A 22952-nucleotide genomic window follows, 5' to 3' on the forward strand; every position below is an offset into this window, starting at 1 on the left:
TCTGATAATAAGCGCCACGTGAATTCATCTTTAAGGATAAAGATAGTGGTGCTAGTAAGTGAATTTAACCTTTTAATTTATATGCATATATTGTGTGTCTAGTTATATGAGTAATACAATCCCGCGAGGAAGGCGGTTGTAGCTATTACGAATGATGAAGCCACCGAGGAATTGAGCAAATATGAATTTTTTCACCACCCCCCATATTGGGAGATGGTGAATGAATTGGGATTAAAGCTTGGCAAAACAGCGACGAGCCGCATTCACAGTTTTCTGGATATCTTCTGGGCTGTGCGCCACGGACATAAAGCCCGCTTCAAAAGCCGACGGAGCCAGATAAATACCTTCTTCTAGCATCAAATGGAAGAAGTGCTTGAATCGCTCGACGTCGCAGTTCATCACATCCTGATAGCAAGTCACGGTTGGAGCATCGGTAAAGAATATGCCGAACATCCCCCCTACATGGTTAACTACCAGTGGAATATTCTCTGCTTTCGCGGCATGTAGCAGACCAGTCGCCAGAGAGTCGGTTAACTCTGTTAGGGTCTCATGAATACCAACCTGAGCCACCTCAGTCAGGCAAGCAAAACCGGCCGCCATGGCAATTGGGTTACCGGATAGTGTACCCGCCTGATAAACCGGGCCTGTTGGTGCCAGAGCATCCATGACATCGCGACGACCACCAAACGCCCCCACCGGCATACCGCCGCCAATAATTTTCCCCAGACAGGTCAAATCAGGGACAACACCGTAATAATCCTGCGCTCCGGCTAATGCCACACGAAAACCGGTCATGACTTCATCAATAATTAACAGCGCGCCAAACTCATCACATAATGCGCGTAATCCGGGCAGGAACTCCGGTAAGGGGGGAACGCAATTCATATTACCGGCGACAGGTTCAACAATGATACAAGCCACGTCTTGCGGATATTGCTCAAAGGTTTTGCGCACGGAGGCTAAATCATTATAGGTACAAGTCAGGGTATGCTTCGCAAAGTCTGCGGGCACGCCTGGAGAGTTAGGTTGGCCAAGTGTTAAGGCGCCTGAACCCGCTTTTACCAGCAGACAATCTGCATGGCCATGATAGCAACCCTCAAACTTGATAATTTTATCGCGACCAGTGAAGCCTCGGGCCAAACGAATGGCACTCATGGTCGCCTCTGTACCGGAGTTGACCATGCGCACCATATCCATGGTCGGGACTAAATTGGTTACCAATTCAGCCATTTTGACTTCCATTTCTGTTGGTGCGCCAAAGCTCAGACCGCGTTCGACTGCTTCAATCACGGCCTGACGAATTGCCGGGTGATTGTGCCCCAAGACCATTGGCCCCCAAGAACCAACATAATCAATATAGGCATTACCATCCACATCAAATAAATAAGCGCCATCAGCACGTTCAATGAATAATGGGACGCCACCGACACCGGTGAAAGCACGCACCGGAGAGTTAACCCCGCCTGGGATTAGCTGTTTTGCCTGGGCATACAGACTTTCGGATTTACTCATAAAACGGCTCCTGAATTGGGCGACATTAACATTGGCAACATCAGCCTTGGCAATAACAATGCTGCTTATTCTAAAGAACTGGCAGCAGTTATCAAATGATTGGCTATATTTAACCGCTAGCTTGCGCGATGCGCCGCAAATTGAAAATAAAGCCTTTTCTGAGCGAGATCATTTCATTAGCGTTTAAGTAGGCACACTCTCAACGTCTAAGCTAGACTCATATTGCGGATTTGTATTACTTATTATTCAACTCAAAACATACAAAATATGACTGACTCAACGCAAAACATATCTACAGAAGGCATTTCTGAGGTGAAACGTGGCCGCTTTATCCATGCTTTGGTTAATCGTGATACGACACCTTTAGTTATTCTTATCATGGCAGCGGTGGTTGGTGTGGTCACCGGTTTAGTCGGGGTGGCTTTTGATCGCGGCGTCGATTGGATTCAGCAAGAAAGGTTGTCGATTGTCGCAAACGTTGCTAACAATGCGATTTTAGTCTGGCCGCTGGCCTTTATTATGTCGGCATTGCTGGCGATGGTGGGGTATTTTCTGGTGCGCCGTTTTGCTCCTGAGGCCGGTGGTTCGGGGATACCTGAAATAGAAGGGGCCATGGAAGAGATGCGGCCCGTTCGCTGGTGGCGGGTTATCCCAGTCAAGTTTATTGGTGGCCTTGGCACACTCGGGGCTGGCATGGTGTTAGGCCGCGAGGGGCCGATGGTGCAAATGGGGGCCAATAGTGGGCGGATGATTGTCGATATCTTCCGTCTGCGCAGCTCTGAAGCTCGCCACTCTTTATTAGCGACCGGTGCCGCTGCGGGGCTATCTGCCGCGTTTAATGCTCCACTAGCGGGGATATTATTTGTTATTGAAGAGATGCGTTCGCAGTTCCGCTACAGCTTGGTATCCATTAAAGCGGTATTTGTCGGGGTGATAACTTCAACCATTGTCTATCGCTACTTTAATGGTGAGCGGGCCATTATCGATGTTGGCAAGCTCAGTGATGTGTCGCTAAATAGCTTGTGGCTCTATTTGTTGCTGGGCATTATTTTCGGAGCAGTGGGCGTGATGTTTAATGCGCTAATATTCCGTACGCAAGATATGTTTATGCGCTTTCACGGCGGTGATTGGCGCAAACTGGTGTTGATAGGCGGCTTACTGGGGGGGATGTGTGGTTTGCTGGCATTGATTCATGGTGAAGCTGTGGGCGGCGGTTTTGCATTAATTCCTATCGCGGTCGCCGGTAACTACAGTATTGGCATGTTGCTTTTTATCTTTGTTGCCAGAGTGGTCACCACTTTATTGTGTTTTGGTTCTGGTGCTCCGGGCGGGATATTTGCCCCTATGTTGGCTCTGGGAACCATTCTGGGAACCGCTTTTGGCTTATCTTGCGCGCACTTTTTCCCTGAATACGCTATTGATGCAGGGACTTTTGCCATCGCTGGAATGGGGGCGCTGTTTGCCGCTTCGGTGCGGGCACCTCTTACCGGGATCGTGCTGGTGTTGGAAATGACCGATAATTATCAGCTCATTTTGCCCATGATAGTGACTTGCTTGGGGGCAACATTAATCGCGCAATTTATGGGGGGTAAGCCCTTGTATTCAGCTATTTTGGCCCGCACTTTACAAAGGCAAGAGCAAGCAGCAAAGGCGGCGGAGCAACAAGCGGTGGTTGAAAGTAGCACTCAAACAGGTAGATAATATATAACATTAGGCCACAATACTTGAATGAATTACTCGGGTATTGGATAATCAATACATAGATCAGGCTGCCATTGTAGTAACCTGCACCTCGAACACCGGTTGGGAGTGATGAGTATGAGTGACGAAACAGTACTGCCCCTGCAGTTTACCGAGGCAGCGGCAAAAAAAGTGAAACTGCTGATTTCTGATGAGGAAAATCCAAATCTGAAGCTGCGGGTCTACATCACTGGTGGTGGATGTAGCGGGTTCCAGTATGGCTTTACTTTTGATGATCAGATAAACGATGGTGATATGACCATTGAAAAGCAAGGTGTTGAACTGGTTGTTGACCCAATGAGTTTACAATATTTGGTCGGTGGTGCAGTGGATTATACCGAAGGGCTGGAAGGTTCTCGCTTTATCGTGACAAATCCGAATGCGAAGAGCACTTGTGGGTGTGGCTCTTCTTTCAGCATCTAGCCTATCCCTGGTGCTACCGCTATGTTAGCGGCATTCATGCACCCGAATCACTGACTTGAGTAAGTTCACCGGGGTTTCTACCTTGCTGTAACACCAATGTTTTTGGCTATAAAATCACCTAATATTTTGCTAAAAAAAAACCGCAACCTTATACAGTTGCGGTTTTTTACATCAGAATATTACCACTCTACAGTAATCAATTGCGCCATCTGGCCGCTAACGGTTTTGCTCAATTGCGAGTCACCAGATGCAATCACGGAATGGCTAATTTTAGGTTCCGTAGCTAATCCATTCCCTCGATTACACTGTATTTCTGGATAATTCATTTTTGAGTCATTAGTTTGGCGCTCATTTTGAGCAGGCGATTGCACCTGACAAGATGGCACGATAGAAAGCTGTAAATTGATTGTGCCGCTTACCCCCTGGGCTAGCGACGGACTGGCAAAAAAGACCAGCCAAAACATCAACAAAAAGTATTTCATGATTTATAACTGCATTTTTAACTGCTACTGCCCAACCCAGGCAGTAATGATATCTAGATATCGGCTAATTATTTAAAAACTTGAAGATTTAATACGGACTAAAATATAAATTCCATATTAATTTATACGCCGCTACGAAAGCTTGTAGGCTCGGTGGGAGTCTACAAGTTATCCGCATTGTACAAAATATAGGCTGCTCCTGACAATCGGTATCTGTGCATCGCCATTAATGCTCGATTTCAAATGTTGGCAGTTTTAAACGCCAGCGAATAGCGGCGAGCCTGATACCAAGGGTTATCACCATGCCCAGCATCATCGCTTGTTGCAGTGGCATGCCAAAAGTATAAAACGCTGTTGCATGGACAATTCCGCCGATGATGCAGGCTGTGGCGTAGATTTCAGTACGCAGGATCATTGGGATCTCACGGGCTAAGACATCACGGATAATTCCTCCCCCAACGCCGGTTATTACTCCCATACAGATAGCGACTAAGGGGCTGGCATCGGCTGCAAAAGCTTTATTGACCCCGATCCCCACGAACACCGCCAAGCCAATGGCATCGAGCACCGGCAAGATCCATTTTGGTGTGCGTCGTGGCTGTCGCACCAGCAAAATAGTTGCCAGACAAGTGACCATCGCCACCACTAAGTCAGTGGGATCTTTGACCCAAAATACGGGGCCATTGGCTAAGGCCATATCGCGGATTGTCCCACCACCAACCGCGGTCACTACACCCAAAACCAGTACGCCAAAGGGATCCATACGCAACTTCCCCGCCAGCAACACACCAGAGATAGCAAATACCGCAGTACCTAAAATATCCAGCCAATAGACCAGCATTAATGTGACTCCGCCACAGAAGATGGAAGGCTGGCCATTTGTTGGCACAGCTGTTTGGCCGCCAGTACAATGCGTGGGCCAGCACGATTAAACCAGTCCTCATTGAGTGTTATCACCGGCACTGTAAGCTGGGGCTGCCAAAAGGTGTGGATGTTATCTGCCTGAGACTTATCACCACTTACCACTATCAGCTGTGGCTGGCGCGTCATCACTTGCTCACGACTAACTTGCGGCCAAGGAACACGGCTACCGGCAAAAATATTTTCCCCGCCACAAAGGGAAATAACTTCACTCTGTAATGTATGTCCTGAGCTGGTAAATAGCGGTTGAGTACCAAATTGCAGGAAAGTCCGTAGCGGCTGACTGCGGGCATTATTGTTGCGTAACTCACTGACTTCCTGACGTAATTTCCCAGCAGCCAGATGTGCTTTCTCTGGTTGTGGGCTGTATTGAGCCAGTTTATCCAGATCATCTGCAATTTGATCAATATTAGCGGGATCAGAATAGAAAATCGGAATACCAAAAGAAGCCAGTTGATCCAACGGGCGCTGTGGATTTCCGCCGCGCCAGGCAAGGATCAAATCTGGCTTTAATGCCAAAATACGTTCGACATTGACCCCTTGCCAGGAAGCGACGTGTTCCAGCTTTTTAGCCGCTGCGGGATAGTCAGAGTAAGCACTTACTGCAATTAGTTTGTCCCCAAGCCCGGCAGCATAGGCCAACTCAGTGGTGCTGGGAGACAAACTGATAACCCGCTCCGCTGCCAGCACTGATTTGGTCAACAGGCTGAACAACAATATCCCTGCCAAGGGCAGGATTATTGCTGCTCGCGCCCTCGGGGCAATCTTGCGCCGCACCATTAACCGCGCTGAGCCAGTGTGGTTAGCATTGCTTCAATCATCAGAGTCGACTGTTTGGCGGCGACAACCAGAAATTCATCAAAACTCAGATGAGACTCTCTATCAGCAACGTCAGAAATAGCGCGAACCACAACAAAAGGTGTTTTGAAGAGGTAGCAAACATGGCCGATGGCCGCGGCTTCCATTTCAACGGCTGCCACGGTCGGGAAAGTGGCGCGAATGCGAGCCAAAGGGGCTGCCCCATTGATGAAAGCATCGCCGCTACAAATCAGGCCACGCACTGCATTTAAATTCAATTCATTGATGCAACTTTCAGCCAGTGCAATCAGCTCAGGAGCGGCGATGAAAGCTGCTGGACAACCCGCCATTTGTCCTGGTTCATAGCCAAAAGCTGTCACATCGGCATCGTGATAGCGGACTTCAGTAGAAACCACGATATCGCCGACTTTCAGACTAGAGGCTAGGCCACCAGCGGAACCGGTATTGATAACAATGTCTGGCTGGCAATGCTCTAATAATAGAGTGGTGCCCATTGCTGCAGACACTTTACCAATACCCGATTTCAGCAAGGCGACATCAACACCATTGAGTTGGCCGGTGTAAATCTCACAGCCCGCGCGTGCTAAGGTTTGGCGATTTTCAATTTTGTCACGCAGCAGTGTGACTTCTTGTTCCATTGCACCAATAATGCCTACTTTCATATAGATACCTACCGATTTTAAAAAATGGATTATTCTGTAATCATCAAGACACAGTTTATCAGGTAAGTGATATAGTCGGGTAGTTCACCAAAGATAATGCGTAATGTGCCGCAGTTCACACGTAATCAATTGCATCTTCTCCTGAGAGTGGGTATCACTGTTTATTCCTTTGGTACTTGAAGTTACGGCGGCGTGATCGGCTCTTATACATCTGAATCACCAACTTATATCAGCTCGTAGGGATATACTCATTTGCTGCTTTGCCGTAATACTAATGACTGTTGGGATACACTTAGATACTCAGGGGGTAACATGTCCGGGATCGACTTTAAACAGAAAATAAGTTTTCAGCGGCCATTTGGTAAACCCAGCTCGGCTGAGGATGAATATGAGATTACCCGAGTATTTGAAAGTGATCGCGGCCGCATTGTTAATTCCGCTGCCATTCGGCGTCTACAACAAAAAACACAAGTCTTCCCGTTGGAGCGCAATGCCGCCGTCCGCAGCCGTTTAACTCATTCGCTGGAAGTCCAGCAGGTCGGCCGTTATATCGCCAAAGAGATCCTCAATCGCTTTAAGCAAGATAAAAAAATCACCGCCTATGGGTTAGATAAACTGCTTGATCCCTTTGAAAGTATTGTAGAAATGGCATGTCTGATGCATGACATTGGTAACCCACCTTTTGGCCATTTTGGCGAGTCGGCAATTAATAATTGGTTTACTAAACAAATGGATCCTAATGGAGGGGGGGCCGAGCCACGGGGTAAAGATCAATGCAAAGTTAATATATTAAAACTGCGGGAGGGGGAAACTGAACTCAATATTCTGCGCAGTAAAATCCGTCGTGATTTAAGTCAGTTTGAGGGCAATGCACAAGCTATTCGCCTGGTTTATAGCTTATTAAAGTTGAATCTCACCTATGCCCAAGTTGGTTGCATTCTTAAATATACCAAGCCAGCTTATTGGTCAGATGATATTCCGGCTTCTCATCACTATTTGATGAAGAAACCAGGATTTTATCTCGCTGAAGAGGCATATGTTAAAGATTTACGTCGTGAACTTAATATGGGGGAGTTTAACCGTTTCCCGCTGACCTATATTATGGAAGCTGCGGATGATATCTCTTATTGTATTGCCGATTTAGAAGATGCGGTGGAAAAAAATATTTTTAGTGCTGAACAACTTTATGAGCATATGGTGAAAGAGTGGGGAGAAGTGAGTCATGGTGATATGTTTGATAAAGTGGTTGGTGGTGCATTTCGTCAATTAGGACGCGAACAAGGTCGGCGTAGTTCTGAAGATCAATTCTTTATGTATTTACGGGTTAATACCGTAGGGAAATTAGTTCCGCATGCAGCACAGCGTTTTATAGAGAATCTACCGGCGGTATTTTCAGGTTCGTTTAATCAGGCTTTATTAGAAGACTCCAGCCCGGCGTGTAAATTACTGCAAATTTTTAAAAAGGTAGCCGTAAAGCACGTATTCAATTATCCAGAAGTAGAACAGCTTGAATTACAAGGATATAGAGTTATTAGTGGGTTGCTTGATATTTATAGCCCGCTATTAGCTATGCCGCAAACAGCATTTACGCAATTAGTGGTAGAAGACAGTCATCGGGAGTACCCGATTGAGACTCGTTTGTTCCATAAATTGTCAACTAAGCATCGTCTGGCCTATGCGGAATCCGCGGAGCGATTACGTAATTTACCGCCAGAACAACATGAGATATATGAATATTATTATCGTGCGCGTTTAATTCAGGATTATATCAGCGGTATGACAGACCTTTATGCTTATGATGAATATCGCCGTTTGATGGCCGCGGAATAGCATACAGAAAAACTAAAATGTCCGTTTAATTAACTATAGATTTGTAAAGACGGACAATATTTTTTACTTTTCCAATTATTGGTTCTCTGAACTTCATCCCCCATATTTAATCTTACTAAGCAAGACGACTATATCCCTCTTACTTGAAATTGTTGGGGTGCTAGCGGTTAGCATTCACCCGATTCACTAAATTGAGTTAGATTCTCGGGTTTGCCTGCGGTACCTGCGGCAACATCATTTATGACGGGATAAGTTTGCGATACACCATTTTATTGACTCATTATTAATTGTACAGCGAGAGCCAGAATACATGAAAAAAACAACTTTAGTGTTAAGTGCATTGGCATTGAGCATCGGTTTAGCCATGGGGCCGGTTTCTTCTGCCATTTCGGCAGAAACGGCGTCTTCTAGCAGCCAGCAGCTCCCTAGCCTGGCGCCAATGCTAGAGAAGGTCATGCCTTCGGTTGTGAGTATCAATGTGGAGGGGAGCGCTCAAGTCAGCAATGCTGCAGGCGCTATTCCACCACAGTTCCAGCAATTCTTTGGTGATGATTCGCCATTCTGCCAGGACGGTTCCCCGTTCCAAGCTTCTCCGATGTGTCAGGGCGGCCCTGGTAGCAAAGGTGGTGCGCCGAGCAAACAGGATTTCCGAGCTTTGGGCTCAGGTGTCATTATTGATTCCGCTAAAGGTTATGTCGTGACCAATAACCATGTGGTAGATAATGCGACCAAAATCAGTGTGAAATTGAGTGATGGCCGCAGCTATGAAGCGAAAGTGATCGGCAAAGATCCACGTACCGATATCGCCTTATTACAGCTGAAAGATGCTAAAAATCTCACCGCGATAAAAATTGCTGATTCTGATCAACTGCGTGTTGGGGATTATACCGTGGCAATCGGTAACCCTTATGGCCTGGGTGAAACCGTCACTTCTGGTATCGTGTCAGCATTGGGTCGTAGTGGCTTGAATGTGGAAAACTACGAAAACTTTATCCAGACTGATGCGGCCATTAACCGTGGCAACTCCGGTGGCGCACTGATCAACCTGAACGGTGAGCTGATTGGGATTAACACCGCTATTCTGGCACCTGATGGCGGCAATATTGGTATCGGTTTCGCTATTCCAAGTAACATGGTGAAAAACCTGACCGCTCAGATGGTTGAGTTTGGCCAGGTGAAACGCGGTGAACTGGGAATCATGGGCACTGAGTTGAACTCTGAGCTGGCCAAAGCGATGAATGTGGATGCACAGAAAGGCGCCTTTATTAGCCAGGTACTGCCAAAATCTGCTGCTGCTAAAGCAGGGATCAAGGCGGGGGATGTGATTGTCAGCATGAATGGCAAAGCTATCAACAGTTTTGCAGGCTTCCGTGCTGAGATTGGTTCTTTGCCAGTGGGTAGCAAAATGACCTTAGGTTTGCTGCGCGAGGGTAAACCAGTCAATGTGGAAGTCACATTAGAGCAGAGCAGCCAAACGCAAGTTGATTCAGGCAATCTTTACACCGGTATTGAAGGCGCTGAATTAAGCAACTCTGATGTTAATGGTAAAAAAGGTGTGAAAGTTGATAGCGTGAAAACAGGTACCGCTGCGGCGCGCATCGGCCTGAAAAAAGGCGATATTATCATGGGCGTTAACCAGCAACCTGTCCAGAATCTGGGTGAGCTGCGGAAAATCCTTGATACCAAACCATCGGTATTGGCATTGAGTATTCAGCGTGGTGATACTTCACTCTACTTGTTGATGCAGTAATAGCGCTTAATACAGTGGCTGTTATTTATACAGTAACATTATAGCTAAGCAGTAAAAGGGTAAATATCTCAAAAAGGGCACGGCCGATAATCGGTGTGCCCTTTTTTATTTCTGCCAGAGGCGGCAGGGTTATCAGGCTACGCCTAAATAACTTCGTGCGGCAAAGCGGACGTTTTCTATTTCATCTAGCAATTCAAGCCATTCGGGTTGCAAGTCTTGTAAATCAGCTTGTTGGCGTAATTGCTGTTCAATCGTCATACACATTTGCTTCAGCCGTGGGACACCGCTGCATGCGCAGCTGCCATGGAATTTATGAATTAGACTCAGAATATCATCATCATGGCTACCGGCCAGAATCGCCTGCACGCGCTTTGTCACTTGGGGCGTGAACTCTAATAACATGGCCAACAGATCTTTGGCCAGCGACTCTTTATTGGCCGCTTGTCTTACTGCCAGCGGCCAGTCTATTGCGCCTTCACATTCAGATGGTGAAATTGACGGAATCTCGGGTTCAGTGGGCGTTTGTGAGTCACAATCAGGTTGATAACGCGAAAGAGCTTGTATCAGCCGAGCTTCATCAATAGGTTTCGCTAGATAATCGGCCATGCCTAATTTCAATAATTGTTCTTGCTGCCCCCTAACGGCGTGTGCAGTGACGGCAATAATCGGAGTGTCCTGATGATGCGACATCTGGTGAATAACTTCGCTGGCGCGGATGCCGTCGATTTCCGGCATTTGGATATCCATTAAAATGATGTCCAAGGTGTTTTCACGAGCATAGGCGATGGCCTTCGCGCCACTGTCACATAACACCGTTTCTTCAACCTGTTCTTCCAGCAACGTACCGATTAATTTCAAGTTAGCCGGGTTGTCATCAACTGCCATCACTTTGAACGGCAGTTTTGGTAACTTGTGAGTTTGTTCGCCTAGCGGCAATTCATCAGGCGCTGCTTTACAAGATAATAATGGGACTAATCGATTAGCGGATATGGGCTTAACCAGGCATGCTTTGGCGCCGATTTGTTTAAGTTGCTCCGCTTCCACCTGTGATTGACTCGGTAGCGCCAAAATAACTTGCTCGGAAATCTTCAGGGCTGCTATCAGTTTATCCTGATGAACAGCCATATTATTGCGGTACGGAATAGGCACCCCAACCAGCAGGAAATCATAATGCTGTATCGGTAATTGAGCTAATGTTGGGCTATGAGTCACCTTCAACGGTGTGATGCTGAGAATATCCAGTGTTGCTCTCGCCGCAGCGGCATTACGTTCAATATATGCCAATGTTTTCCCTGCCAAATGCGGCATATCTGGGTGGCGATAGGGAATAGCCTCATTAAGATCCAACGTCAGGTGGAATCTGAAAGTCGAGCCACGATCGACTTGGCTGTGGAAGCTGATATCGCCCCCCATTTCTTTCACTAATCTTTCGGTTATTACCAGCCCCAGCCCCGTGCCGCCGTGGCGACGTGAAATACTGGCATCCGCCTGACGAAATGCCTGGAACAACTGTGCTTGTTGGGATTCGGAAATGCCAATGCCAGTATCATGAATTTCTACCACCAGAGTGATCTGCTGTGCGGTTTTGGTCTGCACCGCCACCAAAATATCAATATTGCCCTGTTCGGTGAATTTAATCGCATTACCCAGCAAGTTGGTGACTATTTGCTGCAAACGCATGGCATCACCAATCACTTGTTCTGGAACATCATTATTCACATGCAGAGTCAGTTCCAGGCCTTTTTCATGTGCGGTGTGCGCCAGCAGAATAACCACTTCATCCAGCGCCCCGCGCAGTGGAAACGGGATATGCTCGAGAACCAGTTTTTCGGCCTCTAACTTGGAGAAATCCAGCACATCATTAATGATGCATAACAGATTGTTAGCGGAACGCTGAATAGTTTGCAGATAGTCAGTTTGTGTCGGTGTCAGTGATGTTTTCAGCGTTTGGCGGGTAAAGCCAATGACCCCATTGAGTGGCGTTCGTAGCTCATGGGACATATTGGCCAGAAATTCAGATTTAATTCGTGCGGCTTCTTGCGCACGTTTTTTCGCTAACCCCAATTCGACGTTCTGGATTTCCATTTGTTCCAATGTTTCGCGCAAGTCTGATGTGGCTTGGTCGATATTTTGCTGCATCTCTTCATGATAGGCCGCGAGTGACATCGCCATGGAATTGATGCCATTCTTAAGAATGTTCAATTCACCGAGCATATGCCCCTCAACCCGGCTGTCTAATTGCCCACGGCGAATACGGTCGACGGCATTTACCATGTTACGAATGGGGCCGGTAACATCGCGCATCAGACGATATGCAAATAAAATTGCCACACACATACAGAACAACAGCAACAGCGTTGAAATGAAAATCTCTTTATATTGCTGCAAGCGCACTGACTGTAAATCCAAATCCATGGCGATATAGCCCAATGGCCGATTTGTGATATCGGAATCCGAGGCGCGGTCACTGGACAAATTAGATTCTGACACAATAGGCATTCGCAGAATTAAAGAGTCGCCGCGATAGGAAAGCATCAGGGAGCGGGGAATGGCGTCACTTTTCGGCAATCTTAATTGTGAGGAATTGTAATTATAGTTGGATGTGACAAAAAGATTATTATCTGCGTCGAAAACGGATATTGACCGAACAATATTTGAGTGGCGGCGATGGAGTAGATTAATCAGCTGACGAACAGTGTCACGATTGCGAAAGGTCATTCCGTACTCACTGGCAACAGCCAGCGGCTCAATAATATTGGTGCCGGCGCTAACTAATTGTTTTTGCAATTCATTATAACGATTGACCATAAAGGACGTACTCAGTAACAGCCCAAGGAGCAGCGTGGGGGCCAGGATTAAAATCATCATGCGCGCGCGAAGACTGTATTTGGTCATGGTATTCCAATGTGGGAGAATTAGCAGCTTACGAAACCGATGCTTGATCAATCAATATGGCGCAATTCTACTCTGCAAACCGACGTGTGACGACCAAACAAACGCTAACTGTGACAGTAAACTCGCTTGACCCTTTTGGTCAGGGGGTTGCGCGCCACAACGGCAAAGCCATCTTTATTCCTGGCGCTCTGCCGGGGGAGCAAGCTGAAATTGAGCTTACTGAGCAAAAGCGCCAATATAGCCGTGGTAAACTTAAACGTTTGTTGAACCGATGCAGTGAAAGAGCCGCTCCTGCTTGCCCTCACTTTGGAATTTGTGGAGGCTGTCAGCAGCAACACGCCAATAGCCAGCTACAACAGATGAGCAAGGCAGATTCACTGCGGCGTTTGATAATCCGGGAGACGGGAAGCTGCCCTGAGTTAGACCCGGTTATTAGTGGGCCGCAATACGGCTATCGGCGGCGGGCGAGATTTGGGCTGCTCTATCAGCCAAAGCAGCAGCGATTACAAATGGGGTTTCATCAAAACGAATCCCATGATTTAGTGAGTGTAAAACATTGCCCAGTTCTGCGGCCTGAGTTAGAGCGCTTGTTACAGCCGCTTTATCACTGTTTATCAGCTTTGCAGGCCGTGCGCCGTTTGGGGCATGTGGAGCTGGTATTGGCTGATAATGGGCCGTTGCTGGTGTTACGTCACCTTGATACCCTTAAAGAGGTAGACCGCGCGGCGTTAACTGACTTTGCTCAGCGAGAGCAAATAACCGTCTATCTGGCCGGTGATAGCGAGAGCTTGGAAAAACTTATTGGTGAGGAACCCTATTACCAAATTGAGGGTCTACGCTTAGCGTTTCATCCGCGAGATTTTATTCAAGTCAATGATGTCGTCAACCAGCAAATGGTAGCTCAAGCTATAGTTTGGTTGGATGTGCAGCCGGATGAGCGAGTGCTGGATCTGTTCTGCGGTATGGGCAATTTTACCTTGCCGTTAGCCAAGTTTGCCCGCGAGGTGGTTGGTGTGGAAGGAGTTGCGGCGCTGGTAGCGAATGGGCAGTATAATGCACTGAATAACGCATTGCCCAATGTGTCCTTTTTTCACGAAAATCTGGAATCTGACATCAGTTGTCAGCCGTGGGCAACACAAGGATTCGATAAAGTATTGTTAGACCCCGCCCGCGCTGGTGCTGCCGGGGTGATGTCACACATAGTCAAACTGGCGCCAAAGCGGGTGGTGTATGTTTCGTGTAACCCCACCACGCTGGCACGAGATAGTCAGGTGTTGTTAGCCGCCGGTTACCGTCTTGCTCAGGTGCGGATGTTGGATATGTTTCCCCACACTGGGCATCTTGAATCTATGGCGCTGTTCATGCAGGAGCCAGGGGTCGCAAAGTAGGGAGAAGTTATGGTTGCGGTACGAAGTGCACATTTGAATCCAGCGGGCGAGTTTGCTCTCGACGATTGGATCGCCAGTTTGGGGCTTCCTAATCCGCAATCTGGTGAGCGTTTAGCCGAAACCTGGCGGTACTGTGAGCAGCAGACGCAAAACCATCCCGATGCCTCATTGTTGCTGTGGCGTGGCCTTGAAATGGTTGAAATTCTTTCCACCCTGAGCATGGATAATGACAGTATGCGGGCCGCGCTGCTGTTCCCGCTGGTGGATGCCAATGTGGTGGATGAAGCCACGTTGACTGAGCAATTCGGCAAAAGTATTACTTATCTGGTACATGGCGTGCGCGATATGGACGCCATCCGTCAGTTGAAAGCCACCCACAATGACTCCATGAGCTCCGAGCAAGTGGACAATGTGCGCCGTATGTTATTGGCGATGGTGGAGGATTTCCGCTGTGTAGTCATTAAGTTGGCTGAGCGCATTGCGCATTTGCGTGAAGTGAAAGATGCGCCGGAAGATGAGCGCGTGCTGGCGGCCAAAGAGTGTTCCAATATTTACGCGCCACTGGCGAACCGCCTAGGTATCGGCCAGATTAAGTGGGAGCTGGAAGACTTCTGTTTTCGCTATCTGCACCCCGATGAATATAAGCAAATCGCTAAATTACTGCACGAGCGGCGTATCGATCGTGAGCAATTTATTGATGATTTTGTCGCGTCGTTACGTAAAGCCATGGCCGATGAAGGTATCAAAGCCGACATTTATGGTCGCCCCAAGCATATCTACAGTATCTGGCGCAAAATGCAGAAGAAGTCGCTGGCCTTTGATGAACTGTTTGATGTGCGCGCTGTGCGGGTGGTGGTGGAGCGCTTACAAGATTGCTACGCCGCGCTGGGGATTGTTCATACCCATTTCCGTCATTTACCTGATGAATTTGACGACTATGTTGCTAACCCTAAACCAAATGGTTATCAGTCGATCCATACGGTAGTGCTGGGGCCGCGTGGTAAAACGCTCGAAATTCAAATTCGTACCCGCCAGATGCATGAAGATGCTGAACTGGGGGTGGCGGCGCATTGGAAATACAAAGAAGGTGCTGTGGCTGCAGGCCGCTCTGGTTATGAAGGGCGGATTGCTTGGCTACGCAAACTGATTGCCTGGCAGGAAGAGATGGCCGATTCCGGCGAAATGCTGGATGAAGTGCGCAGTCAAGTGTTTGACGACCGGGTGTATGTGTTTACTCCGAAAGGCGATGTGATTGATTTGCCAGCCGGTTCAACCCCGCTGGACTTTGCTTATCATATCCACAGTGATGTCGGGCACCGCTGTATTGGGGCCAAAATCAGTGGCCGAATAGTGCCGTTTACTTATCAGCTACAGATGGGGGATCAGATTGAAATCATCACCCAGAAACAGCCTAACCCGAGCCGTGACTGGCTGAATCCGAACCTCGGTTATGTCACCACCAGCCGTGGGCGCTCTAAGATTCATAACTGGTTTAGAAAACAAGATAGAGACAAGAATATTCTTGCTGGCCGGCAGATGTTGGATGATGAGCTGGAGCACATGGATATCAGCCTGAAAGAGGCGGAGAAGCTGCTGGTGCCGCGCTATAACATGAATTCTATGGATGAAGTGTTGGCGGCTATTGGTGGCGGTGATATTCGGCTCAATCAGATGGTCAACTTCCTGCAAGGGAAACTCAATAAACCCACTGCGGAAGAAGCTGATTTAGAAGCTTTACGCCATCTGAATAGCAAACATCAGCCCGCGCCGCGCAATGCCAGCAAAGATAGCGGGCGCATTGTGGTCGAAGGTGTTGGCAATCTGATGCACCATATTGCTCGTTGCTGCCAGCCAATCCCTGGTGATGAGATTATTGGTTTTATCACCCAAGGCCGGGGCATTTCCATTCATCGTGCTGATTGTGAGCAATTAACTGAATTACAATCTCATGCTCCTGAGCGAATTGTTGATGCAGTGTGGGGCGAAAGTTATTCCAGTGGCTATTCGCTGGTGGTGCGAGTGAGCGCCAATGACCGCAGTGGTCTGTTGCGCGATATCACCACCATTTTGGCGAATGAAAAGGTCAATGTGTTGGGCGTTGCCAGCCGCAGTGATACCAAAAAGATGCTGGCGACCATCGACATGGATATCGAGATCTACAATTTGCAGGTGCTGGGCAGGGTGCTGGCTAAGCTGAATCAGTTGCCGGATGTTATCGACGCCCGTCGGCTCCACGGCAATTAGTGATCTTTAAACGGCTACTGCTCTTTGCCATATTGATAAATAATGTATCTGAGGCGGAGAGAATAGGCAGATCGTAAAGACGCCGTAAACCCATCCTTGGGGGGCTTGAGCCGCGCCATCCGTGGCGCGGACACTTTACTCTTCTGCCTATCCTTTTCGCTGATATTGTGCAAAATAACAAAAGTGATAAATAGTAATGACCCAATCAGTGACTTCCCCTGGTACCACCGCTTTAGCACTACAACGTTTGCTGGATATTATGCGCATCTTGCGTGACCCCGAACACGGCTGTCCGTGGGATCGTAAGCAGACGTTTGCCACCATCGCGCCTTATACACTCGAAGAAACTTACGAAGTGCTTGACGCGATTCAGCGCAAGGATTTCGACGATCTTCGTGATGAATTGGGTGATTTACTGTTCCAAGTGGTGTTTTATGCGCAGATGGGGCAGGAGCAAGGGTTATTTGCCTTTGATGATGTTTGTCATGCTATTAGCGATAAGTTGGTACGCCGCCATCCACATGTGTTCCCTGATGCGCCACCCAACGTCACAGACGCTATAATGGGCAGTGAGGCCGCATTGGCGGGGTGGGAATCACGTAAAGCCGAGGAAAGGGCGGAAAAAGCCTTGTATTCGGCATTGGATGATATTCCTGATGCACTGCCAGCCTTGATGAAAGCCCATAAAATCCAAAAGCGCTGTGCATCTGTCGGTTTTGACTGGGACACATTGGGGCCAGTGTTAGACAAAGTCTACGAAGAGATTGATGAGGTTATGTTCGAAGCGCGGCAAGCGGTGGTGGATGAAGAGAAATTGGGCGAGGAAATTGGCGATTTGCTGTTTGCCACGGTGAACTTATCTCGTCATTTAGGCCACAAAGCTGAAAATGCGTTACAGGCGGCAAACCGTAAATTTGAACGTCGTTTTCGTCAAGTAGAACAAATAGTTACAGCCTCAGGCAAGACGATGGAGAGTGCGACACTCGATGAGATGGAATCTGCCTGGCAGCAAGTTAAAAAGCAAGAAACTGAAATGTAAGGTGTTTTAATTCATTTGACCGATGGTTGTTGAATTTTAATTGCGTTAATATATTGAATTATAACGGATAGCAGGGCGATGTTCCGCGGGGTAAATACGGTGAAAACGGCCACCGATGCGGAGATAGTTTGTAGCGAAACCAAGGTTCGGGTATACTACTTTCCCGTCTTGGTTCTTCCATCGTCTTTAAACCTAAACTCTCAGGTTCAGCATGACAACTAATTATATATTTGTGACCGGCGGGGTCGTATCCTCTCTGGGTAAAGGCATTGCCGCAGCCTCTCTGGCGGCTATACTTGAAGCCCGTGGCCTCAACGTTACCATCATGAAACTGGACCCGTACATCAACGTGGATCCGGGCACCATGAGCCCGACACAACACGGGGAAGTTTTCGTCACCGAAGATGGTGCTGAAACCGATCTGGATTTAGGGCATTACGAGCGCTTCATTCGCACCAAAATGACCCGTCGTAACAACTTCACAACTGGCCGTATCTACTCTGAAGTCCTGCGCAAAGAACGTCGCGGCGACTATCTGGGTGCGACTATCCAGGTTATTCCTCATATCACCAATGCTATTAAAGAACGCATCATCGAGGGCGGCGAAGGCCACGATGTCGTATTAGTTGAAATTGGTGGTACTGTCGGTGATATTGAATCCTTGCCATTCCTGGAGGCTATTCGTCAGATGGCAGTTGATGTTGGTCGTGAGCATACACTCTATATGCACCTGACATTGGTTCCTTACCTGGCAGCGGCTGGCGAAGTGAAAACTAAGCCAACACAACATTCGGTAAAAGAGCTGCTTTCTATCGGTATTCAGCCAGATGTGCTGATTTGCCGTTCTGACCGAGCGGTTCCGGCTAATGAGCGCGCTAAAATCGCATTATTCTGTAATGTGCCAGAAAAAGCCGTTATCTCACTAAAAGATGTTGATTCCATTTATAAAATCCCGGGCCTATTGAAATCACAGGGTCTTGACGATTATATTTGTAAACGATTCAGCTTAACTTGTCCTGAAGCAAATCTTGCCGAGTGGGAACAGGTAATATACGAAGAGTCAAATCCAGGTGGTGAAGTGACCATTGGGATGATTGGCAAATATGTAGAATTGCCGGATGCCTATAAATCTGTGATTGAAGCCTTGAAACACGGTGGGTTGAAAAATCGCCTGACGGTGAATATCAAGCTGATTGATTCGCAGGATGTGGAGACGCGCGGCGAAGAGATGCTGAAAGGATTGGATGCTATCCTCATTCCAGGTGGTTTCGGTTACCGTGGTGTAGAGGGTAAGGTTCTGGCAGCGCGTTATGCTCGTGAACACAATATTCCTTATTTGGGTATTTGCTTAGGGATGCAGGTGGCACTGATGGAGTTTGCCCGCAATGTTGCGGGGATGGAAAACGCGAACTCCACAGAATTTGTGCCAGACTGTAAGTATCCGGTGGTTGCATTAATCACCGAATGGCGTGATGAAGACGGCAACGTTGAAGTGCGTACGGAAGAAAGCGATTTGGGCGGTACCATGCGTGTGGGTGGGCAGCAATGTCACCTGACCGAAGGTAGTTTGGTCCGTCAGATGTATGGCGAACCTACCATCGTTGAGCGCCATCGTCATCGCTATGAAGTCAACAACATGTTGTTGAAGCAGATTGAAGCCGCTGGATTACGTGTAGCAGGGCGTTCTGCGGATAACAAACTGGTGGAAATTATCGAGTTGCCAAACCACCCATGGTTTGTGGCTTGTCAGTTCCATCCAGAATTTACTTCGACGCCACGTGATGGTCACCCGTTGTTTGCCGGCTTTGTGAAAGCGGCTGGTGAGTATCAGAAGCGCCAAGTGAAATAAAATATTTGGTAGAAGGGGCGGCAGAGATGTCGCCCCCTCTGTCTGGAGTTTTAGTTTAACTTGTACTGAGGAAAATCTAATGTCCAAAATTGTTAAAGTCATCGGTCGCGAAATCATCGACTCCCGTGGTAATCCAACTGTAGAAGCCGAAGTTCATCTGGAAGGCGGTTTTGTTGGTTTGGCTGCGGCACCATCAGGTGCTTCTACCGGTTCCCGTGAAGCACTGGAACTGCGTGACGGTGACAAATCTCGTTTCCTGGGCAAAGGCGTTCTGAAAGCCGTTGCAGCAGTAAATGGCCCTATTGCTCAGGCAGTTTTGGGCAAAGATGCCAAAGACCAGGCTAACATCGATAAAATCATGATCGATTTGGACGGTACTGAGAACAAATCCCAGTTTGGTGCTAACGCCATCCTGGCTGTTTCTCTGGCAGCAGCGAAAGCAGCAGCAGCATCTAAAGGCATGCCTTTGTATGAGCACATCGCTGAACTGAACGGCACCCCAGGCAAATTCTCTATGCCATTGCCAATGATGAACATCATCAACGGCGGTGAGCATGCTGATAACAACGTTGATATTCAAGAGTTTATGATTCAGCCGGTTGGCGCAAAAACTCTGAAAGAAGCAGTTCGCATCGGTTCTGAAGTGTTCCATACTTTGGCGAAAGTTCTGAAAGCTAAAGGTATGAGCACTGCGGTAGGCGACGAAGGTGGCTATGCGCCAAATCTGGGTTCTAACGCCGAAGCACTGGCTGTTATCGCTGAAGCGGTAAAACAGGCAGGTTACGAGTTGGGCAAAGACGTGACTCTGGCGATGGACTGTGCTGCATCTGAATTCTATAAAGATGGCAAATATGTTCTGGCTGGCGAAGGCAACAAAGCTTTCACTTCTGAAGAGTTCACTCACTTCTTGGAAGATCTGACCAAACAGTACCCAATTGTGTCTATCGAAGATGGTCTGGACGAATCTGACTGGGCTGGCTTCAAATACCAGACCGAAGTTCTGGGCGACAAAATCCAGTTGGTTGGCGATGACCTGTTCGTTACCAACACCAAGATCCTGAAAGAAGGTATCGAAAAAGGCATCGCTAACTCTATCCTGATTAAATTCAACCAGATCGGTTCTCTGACCGAAACTCTGGCGGCTATCAAGATGGCAAAAGATGCCGGTTACACTGCGGTTATCTCTCACCGTTCAGGCGAAACCGAAGATGCGACCATTGCCGACCTAGCAGTTGGTACTGCAGCGGGCCAAATCAAAACTGGTTCTATGAGCCGCTCTGACCGTGTTGCTAAATACAACCAGCTTATTCGTATCGAAGAAGCGCTGGGTGACCGCGCACCATTCAACGGTCTGAAAGAAGTTAAAGGCCAGTAATTACTGTACCTTAGCTTTGATTTAAGTTGATTGAAAACCCGCTTCGGCGGGTTTTTTTATGTCATGGCTTTCTCATCCGATAACTATCTTCTTATTCTTTCTTAATTTTCTTCTTCGAGATTCTTCTGAATCTTGCTGGTCATCTGCCGCCGATTCACATCTATTGCACTATCGCCGTGCAGATAACTCATCAGCCGTTATTCTTAATGAGTGGTTGAATGATTCAATAATAATGCATAAAGGATGGTAATTGATGAAACTGAAATACTTACTGTTACCGGCGATGCTTATCTCCGGCGGTGTATTGGCGGCAGAAGTGACTGTCACCATGCATGAAGTACAGCCAACCGGCAATGGCAAGGCGCTGGGCACTGTTACCGTGAGCGAGACGCCTTATGGTTTACTGTTTACCCCAAATCTGACCGGGCTGGTCGCGGGCATTCATGGTTTCCATCTGCACGAAAATCCAAGTTGCGCCCCGGGGCAGAAAGAGGGCAAAGCGGTGCCAGCACTGGCTGCCGGAGGGCATTTTGATCCGCAAAAAACGGCGGCACACCTGGGGCCATATAGCGATAAAGGACATTTGGGTGATTTGCCGGGGTTAGTGGTAAATGCTGATGGCACCGCTACCTATCAGGTATTAGCCCCACGCCTGAAATCTTTAGCGGAACTAAATCAGCATGCGCTGATGATTCATGCCGGGGGGGATAATTATGCTGACCACCCGATGCCGCTGGGCGGCGGCGGTGCTCGAATGGCTTGTGGTGTCATCGAGACGGCCTGATACAAACAAATGGGTAGCTTCGCTGCTACCTGTTTGGTCGCCGCTGGGGAATCTGCGATAATCACGCACTATTTTGAATTGATGATAGAGATACTGATGCTGTACCCGATTAATGAAATGTTCCAGACCTTGCAGGGCGAGGGTTACTTCACCGGTGTGCCGGCGATTTTCGTGCGCTTGCAGGGCTGCCCCGTCGGGTGTAGTTGGTGCGATACCAAACATACTTGGGAAAAAGCGGCTGATCGTGAAGTCGATATGCAGCGCATCATGGTGAAAACTGCGGAAAGTGATGCTTGGGGGGCGGCCAGTGAACAGCAATTACTGGATATCTTTCATCAACAAGGATATACCGCCCGCCATGTGGTGATAACCGGCGGCGAGCCCGCTATTTATGATTTATTCCCGTTAACGTCACTGCTGGAACACGCCGGCTACAGTTGCCAGATTGAAACCAGTGGCACTCACCAAGTGCAGTGTTCAGCGGCCACGTGGGTGACGGTTTCGCCAAAAGTGAATATGCGCGGCGGCCTAAAAATATTGCCGCAGGCATTACAGCGCGCAGATGAAATTAAGCATCCGGTGGGGCGTTTACGCGATATCGAAGCACTGGAAGCACTGCTGGTCACACTGACAGATAACAAAAAGCGGATTATTGCGTTGCAACCCATCAGCCAGAAAGAGGAAGCCACCAAACTCTGTATTGAAACCTGTATTGCCAAGAATTGGCGTTTGTCGATGCAGACTCATAAATATCTAAATATTGCTTAATAGCTTGTATCCTTGGCGTTTTGCGGCAACGCCAAGGATTTTGGCGATAAATATTTACCCGCGATAAACACAGCCCGCTGAGCACGTCTCTTTCACCATCACCGCACTCAGTTCCGGCAATTGCGGTTTAAGCTGTTGCCAAATCCAGCTAGCCAGCACTTCACTGGTCGGATTTTCCAGCCCGGGAATATCATTCAGATAATGGTGATCCAAACGTTCCCAAACCGGTTTAAATGCCGCTTTGAGATCAGCAAAATCCATCACCCAGCCGGAGTGAGCATCAACTTCGCCCGTGACCTCGATACGAATCATAAATGAATGACCGTGCAGACGACCGCATTTGTGACCCTCTGGGACATGGGGTAGCCGGTGAGCGGCTTCAAACTGAAAATCTTTAAATAGGGTGGTGCTCATAATCCTGACCTTATTGACTCGAAAAACCGCCGCATAGTACCGGAAAGCACTGATGCT

At 48.1% G+C, this 22952-nt stretch carries 18 protein-coding genes; 11 read left to right on the forward strand and 7 right to left on the reverse strand.

What is annotated here, in order from left to right; all coding sequences use genetic code 11:
* Positions 1-231 precede the first annotated feature (231 nt).
* A complete protein-coding gene (gene hemL / locus D5F51_RS04510) occupies positions 232-1512 on the reverse strand; it encodes a glutamate-1-semialdehyde 2,1-aminomutase (RefSeq protein ID WP_025379461.1) in 1281 nt (426 codons plus the stop codon).
* 267 nt (positions 1513-1779) lie between these two features.
* On the opposite strand from hemL, the gene clcA reads away from it, so the two are divergent.
* Together clcA and erpA are read left to right on the forward strand one after the other, a co-directional pair.
* Positions 1780-3213 (forward strand): H(+)/Cl(-) exchange transporter ClcA, encoded by a 1434-nt coding sequence (clcA, locus tag D5F51_RS04515; RefSeq protein ID WP_025379460.1) that lies wholly within the window; start codon positions 1780-1782, stop codon positions 3211-3213.
* A 117-nt stretch (positions 3214-3330) separates the two neighbouring features.
* Entirely contained in the window at positions 3331-3675 is a 345-nt protein-coding gene (gene erpA / locus D5F51_RS04520; protein WP_004706254.1) for an iron-sulfur cluster insertion protein ErpA, read from the forward strand.
* 179 nt (positions 3676-3854) lie between these two features.
* On the opposite strand, the gene D5F51_RS04525 is transcribed toward erpA, so the two are convergent.
* The 4 genes from D5F51_RS04525 to mtnN form a co-directional block, all read right to left on the reverse strand.
* Complete coding sequence (locus D5F51_RS04525; RefSeq protein ID WP_129195731.1) at positions 3855-4157, reverse strand: hypothetical protein; 303 nt, start codon at positions 4155-4157, stop codon at positions 3855-3857.
* Positions 4158-4383: 226 nt separating this feature from the next.
* Complete coding sequence (locus tag D5F51_RS04530) at positions 4384-4998, reverse strand: TRIC cation channel family protein (RefSeq protein WP_025379458.1); 615 nt, start codon at positions 4996-4998, stop codon at positions 4384-4386.
* On the reverse strand, positions 4998-5858 hold the full coding sequence (gene btuF, locus D5F51_RS04535; protein WP_162301684.1) for a vitamin B12 ABC transporter substrate-binding protein BtuF: 861 nt from the start codon (positions 5856-5858) through the stop codon (positions 4998-5000). The genes D5F51_RS04530 and btuF overlap by 1 nt, the downstream gene beginning before the upstream one ends.
* Positions 5858-6559, reverse strand: a complete 702-nt coding sequence (gene mtnN / locus D5F51_RS04540) for a 5'-methylthioadenosine/S-adenosylhomocysteine nucleosidase (RefSeq protein WP_025379456.1) — start codon at positions 6557-6559, stop codon at positions 5858-5860. Before mtnN ends, btuF begins: the two co-directional genes overlap by 1 nt.
* Before the next feature lie 312 nt (positions 6560-6871).
* Here mtnN and dgt point away from each other — a divergent pair, with 312 nt between their 5' ends.
* Entirely contained in the window at positions 6872-8389 is a 1518-nt protein-coding gene (gene dgt, locus D5F51_RS04545) for a dGTPase (protein WP_100273983.1), read from the forward strand.
* 310 nt (positions 8390-8699) lie between these two features.
* A complete protein-coding gene (gene degP, locus D5F51_RS04550) occupies positions 8700-10139 on the forward strand; it encodes a serine endoprotease DegP (protein ID WP_129195732.1) in 1440 nt (479 codons plus the stop codon).
* Positions 10140-10271: 132 nt separating this feature from the next.
* Here the strand turns inward: degP and barA are convergent, their stop codons facing one another.
* A complete protein-coding gene (gene barA / locus D5F51_RS04555) occupies positions 10272-13034 on the reverse strand; it encodes a two-component sensor histidine kinase BarA (RefSeq protein ID WP_129195733.1) in 2763 nt (920 codons plus the stop codon).
* Positions 13035-13090: 56 nt separating this feature from the next.
* Between barA and rlmD the strand changes: the two genes are divergently transcribed.
* The 7 genes from rlmD (at position 13091) to queE (ending at position 22481) form a co-directional block, all read left to right on the forward strand.
* On the forward strand, positions 13091-14422 hold the full coding sequence (gene rlmD, locus D5F51_RS04560) for a 23S rRNA (uracil(1939)-C(5))-methyltransferase RlmD (protein WP_129195734.1): 1332 nt from the start codon (positions 13091-13093) through the stop codon (positions 14420-14422).
* Between the two features lie 9 nt (positions 14423-14431).
* Entirely contained in the window at positions 14432-16666 is a 2235-nt protein-coding gene (gene relA, locus D5F51_RS04565) for a GTP diphosphokinase (RefSeq protein ID WP_025379451.1), read from the forward strand.
* A 196-nt stretch (positions 16667-16862) separates the two neighbouring features.
* Complete coding sequence (gene mazG / locus D5F51_RS04570; RefSeq protein ID WP_129195735.1) at positions 16863-17705, forward strand: nucleoside triphosphate pyrophosphohydrolase; 843 nt, start codon at positions 16863-16865, stop codon at positions 17703-17705.
* 211 nt (positions 17706-17916) lie between these two features.
* On the forward strand, positions 17917-19554 hold the full coding sequence (pyrG, locus tag D5F51_RS04575) for a glutamine hydrolyzing CTP synthase (RefSeq protein ID WP_025379449.1): 1638 nt from the start codon (positions 17917-17919) through the stop codon (positions 19552-19554).
* A 79-nt stretch (positions 19555-19633) separates the two neighbouring features.
* Positions 19634-20929: a phosphopyruvate hydratase gene (gene eno / locus D5F51_RS04580; protein ID WP_025379448.1), complete on the forward strand. Its 1296-nt coding sequence runs from the start codon at positions 19634-19636 to the stop codon at positions 20927-20929.
* Between the two features lie 253 nt (positions 20930-21182).
* Positions 21183-21713, forward strand: coding sequence for a superoxide dismutase family protein (gene sodC, locus D5F51_RS04585; protein WP_129195736.1), 531 nt, complete (start codon positions 21183-21185; stop codon positions 21711-21713).
* Positions 21714-21809: 96 nt separating this feature from the next.
* The gene (gene queE / locus D5F51_RS04590) at positions 21810-22481 is read left to right on the forward strand and encodes a 7-carboxy-7-deazaguanine synthase QueE (RefSeq protein ID WP_129199190.1); all 672 of its coding nucleotides are present in this window, start codon (positions 21810-21812) and stop codon (positions 22479-22481) included.
* A gap of 54 nt (positions 22482-22535) precedes the next feature.
* Here queE and queD read toward each other — a convergent pair whose 3' ends face one another.
* The gene (queD, locus tag D5F51_RS04595; RefSeq protein ID WP_025379445.1) at positions 22536-22895 is read right to left on the reverse strand and encodes a 6-carboxytetrahydropterin synthase QueD; all 360 of its coding nucleotides are present in this window, start codon (positions 22893-22895) and stop codon (positions 22536-22538) included.
* Positions 22896-22952 lie beyond the last annotated feature (57 nt).

This window comes from Yersinia hibernica, from assembly GCF_004124235.1.
In the GTDB taxonomy this organism is placed as follows: Bacteria; Pseudomonadota; Gammaproteobacteria; order Enterobacterales; family Enterobacteriaceae; genus Yersinia; species Yersinia hibernica.

What these genes read in the sequence shown, in the direction of transcription:
- pyrG (WP_025379449.1), top strand. Translation starts at nt 17,917, where the DNA reads ATGACAACTAATTATATATTTGTGACCGGCGGGGTCGTATCCTCTCTG.
- rlmD (WP_129195734.1), top strand. Translation starts at nt 13,091, where the DNA reads ATGGCGCAATTCTACTCTGCAAACCGACGTGTGACGACCAAACAAACG.
- sodC (WP_129195736.1), top strand. Translation starts at nt 21,183, where the DNA reads ATGAAACTGAAATACTTACTGTTACCGGCGATGCTTATCTCCGGCGGT.
- queD (WP_025379445.1), bottom strand. Translation starts at nt 22,895, where the DNA reads ATGAGCACCACCCTATTTAAAGATTTTCAGTTTGAAGCCGCTCACCGG.
- mazG (WP_129195735.1), top strand. Translation starts at nt 16,863, where the DNA reads ATGACCCAATCAGTGACTTCCCCTGGTACCACCGCTTTAGCACTACAA.
- erpA (WP_004706254.1), top strand. Translation starts at nt 3,331, where the DNA reads ATGAGTGACGAAACAGTACTGCCCCTGCAGTTTACCGAGGCAGCGGCA.
- barA (WP_129195733.1), bottom strand. Translation starts at nt 13,034, where the DNA reads ATGACCAAATACAGTCTTCGCGCGCGCATGATGATTTTAATCCTGGCC.
- mtnN (WP_025379456.1), bottom strand. Translation starts at nt 6,559, where the DNA reads ATGAAAGTAGGCATTATTGGTGCAATGGAACAAGAAGTCACACTGCTG.
- D5F51_RS04530 (WP_025379458.1), bottom strand. Translation starts at nt 4,998, where the DNA reads ATGCTGGTCTATTGGCTGGATATTTTAGGTACTGCGGTATTTGCTATC.
- clcA (WP_025379460.1), top strand. Translation starts at nt 1,780, where the DNA reads ATGACTGACTCAACGCAAAACATATCTACAGAAGGCATTTCTGAGGTG.
- dgt (WP_100273983.1), top strand. Translation starts at nt 6,872, where the DNA reads ATGTCCGGGATCGACTTTAAACAGAAAATAAGTTTTCAGCGGCCATTT.
- eno (WP_025379448.1), top strand. Translation starts at nt 19,634, where the DNA reads ATGTCCAAAATTGTTAAAGTCATCGGTCGCGAAATCATCGACTCCCGT.
- degP (WP_129195732.1), top strand. Translation starts at nt 8,700, where the DNA reads ATGAAAAAAACAACTTTAGTGTTAAGTGCATTGGCATTGAGCATCGGT.
- D5F51_RS04525 (WP_129195731.1), bottom strand. Translation starts at nt 4,157, where the DNA reads ATGAAATACTTTTTGTTGATGTTTTGGCTGGTCTTTTTTGCCAGTCCG.
- queE (WP_129199190.1), top strand. Translation starts at nt 21,810, where the DNA reads ATGCTGTACCCGATTAATGAAATGTTCCAGACCTTGCAGGGCGAGGGT.
- hemL (WP_025379461.1), bottom strand. Translation starts at nt 1,512, where the DNA reads ATGAGTAAATCCGAAAGTCTGTATGCCCAGGCAAAACAGCTAATCCCA.
- btuF (WP_162301684.1), bottom strand. Translation starts at nt 5,858, where the DNA reads ATGGTGCGGCGCAAGATTGCCCCGAGGGCGCGAGCAGCAATAATCCTG.
- relA (WP_025379451.1), top strand. Translation starts at nt 14,432, where the DNA reads ATGGTTGCGGTACGAAGTGCACATTTGAATCCAGCGGGCGAGTTTGCT.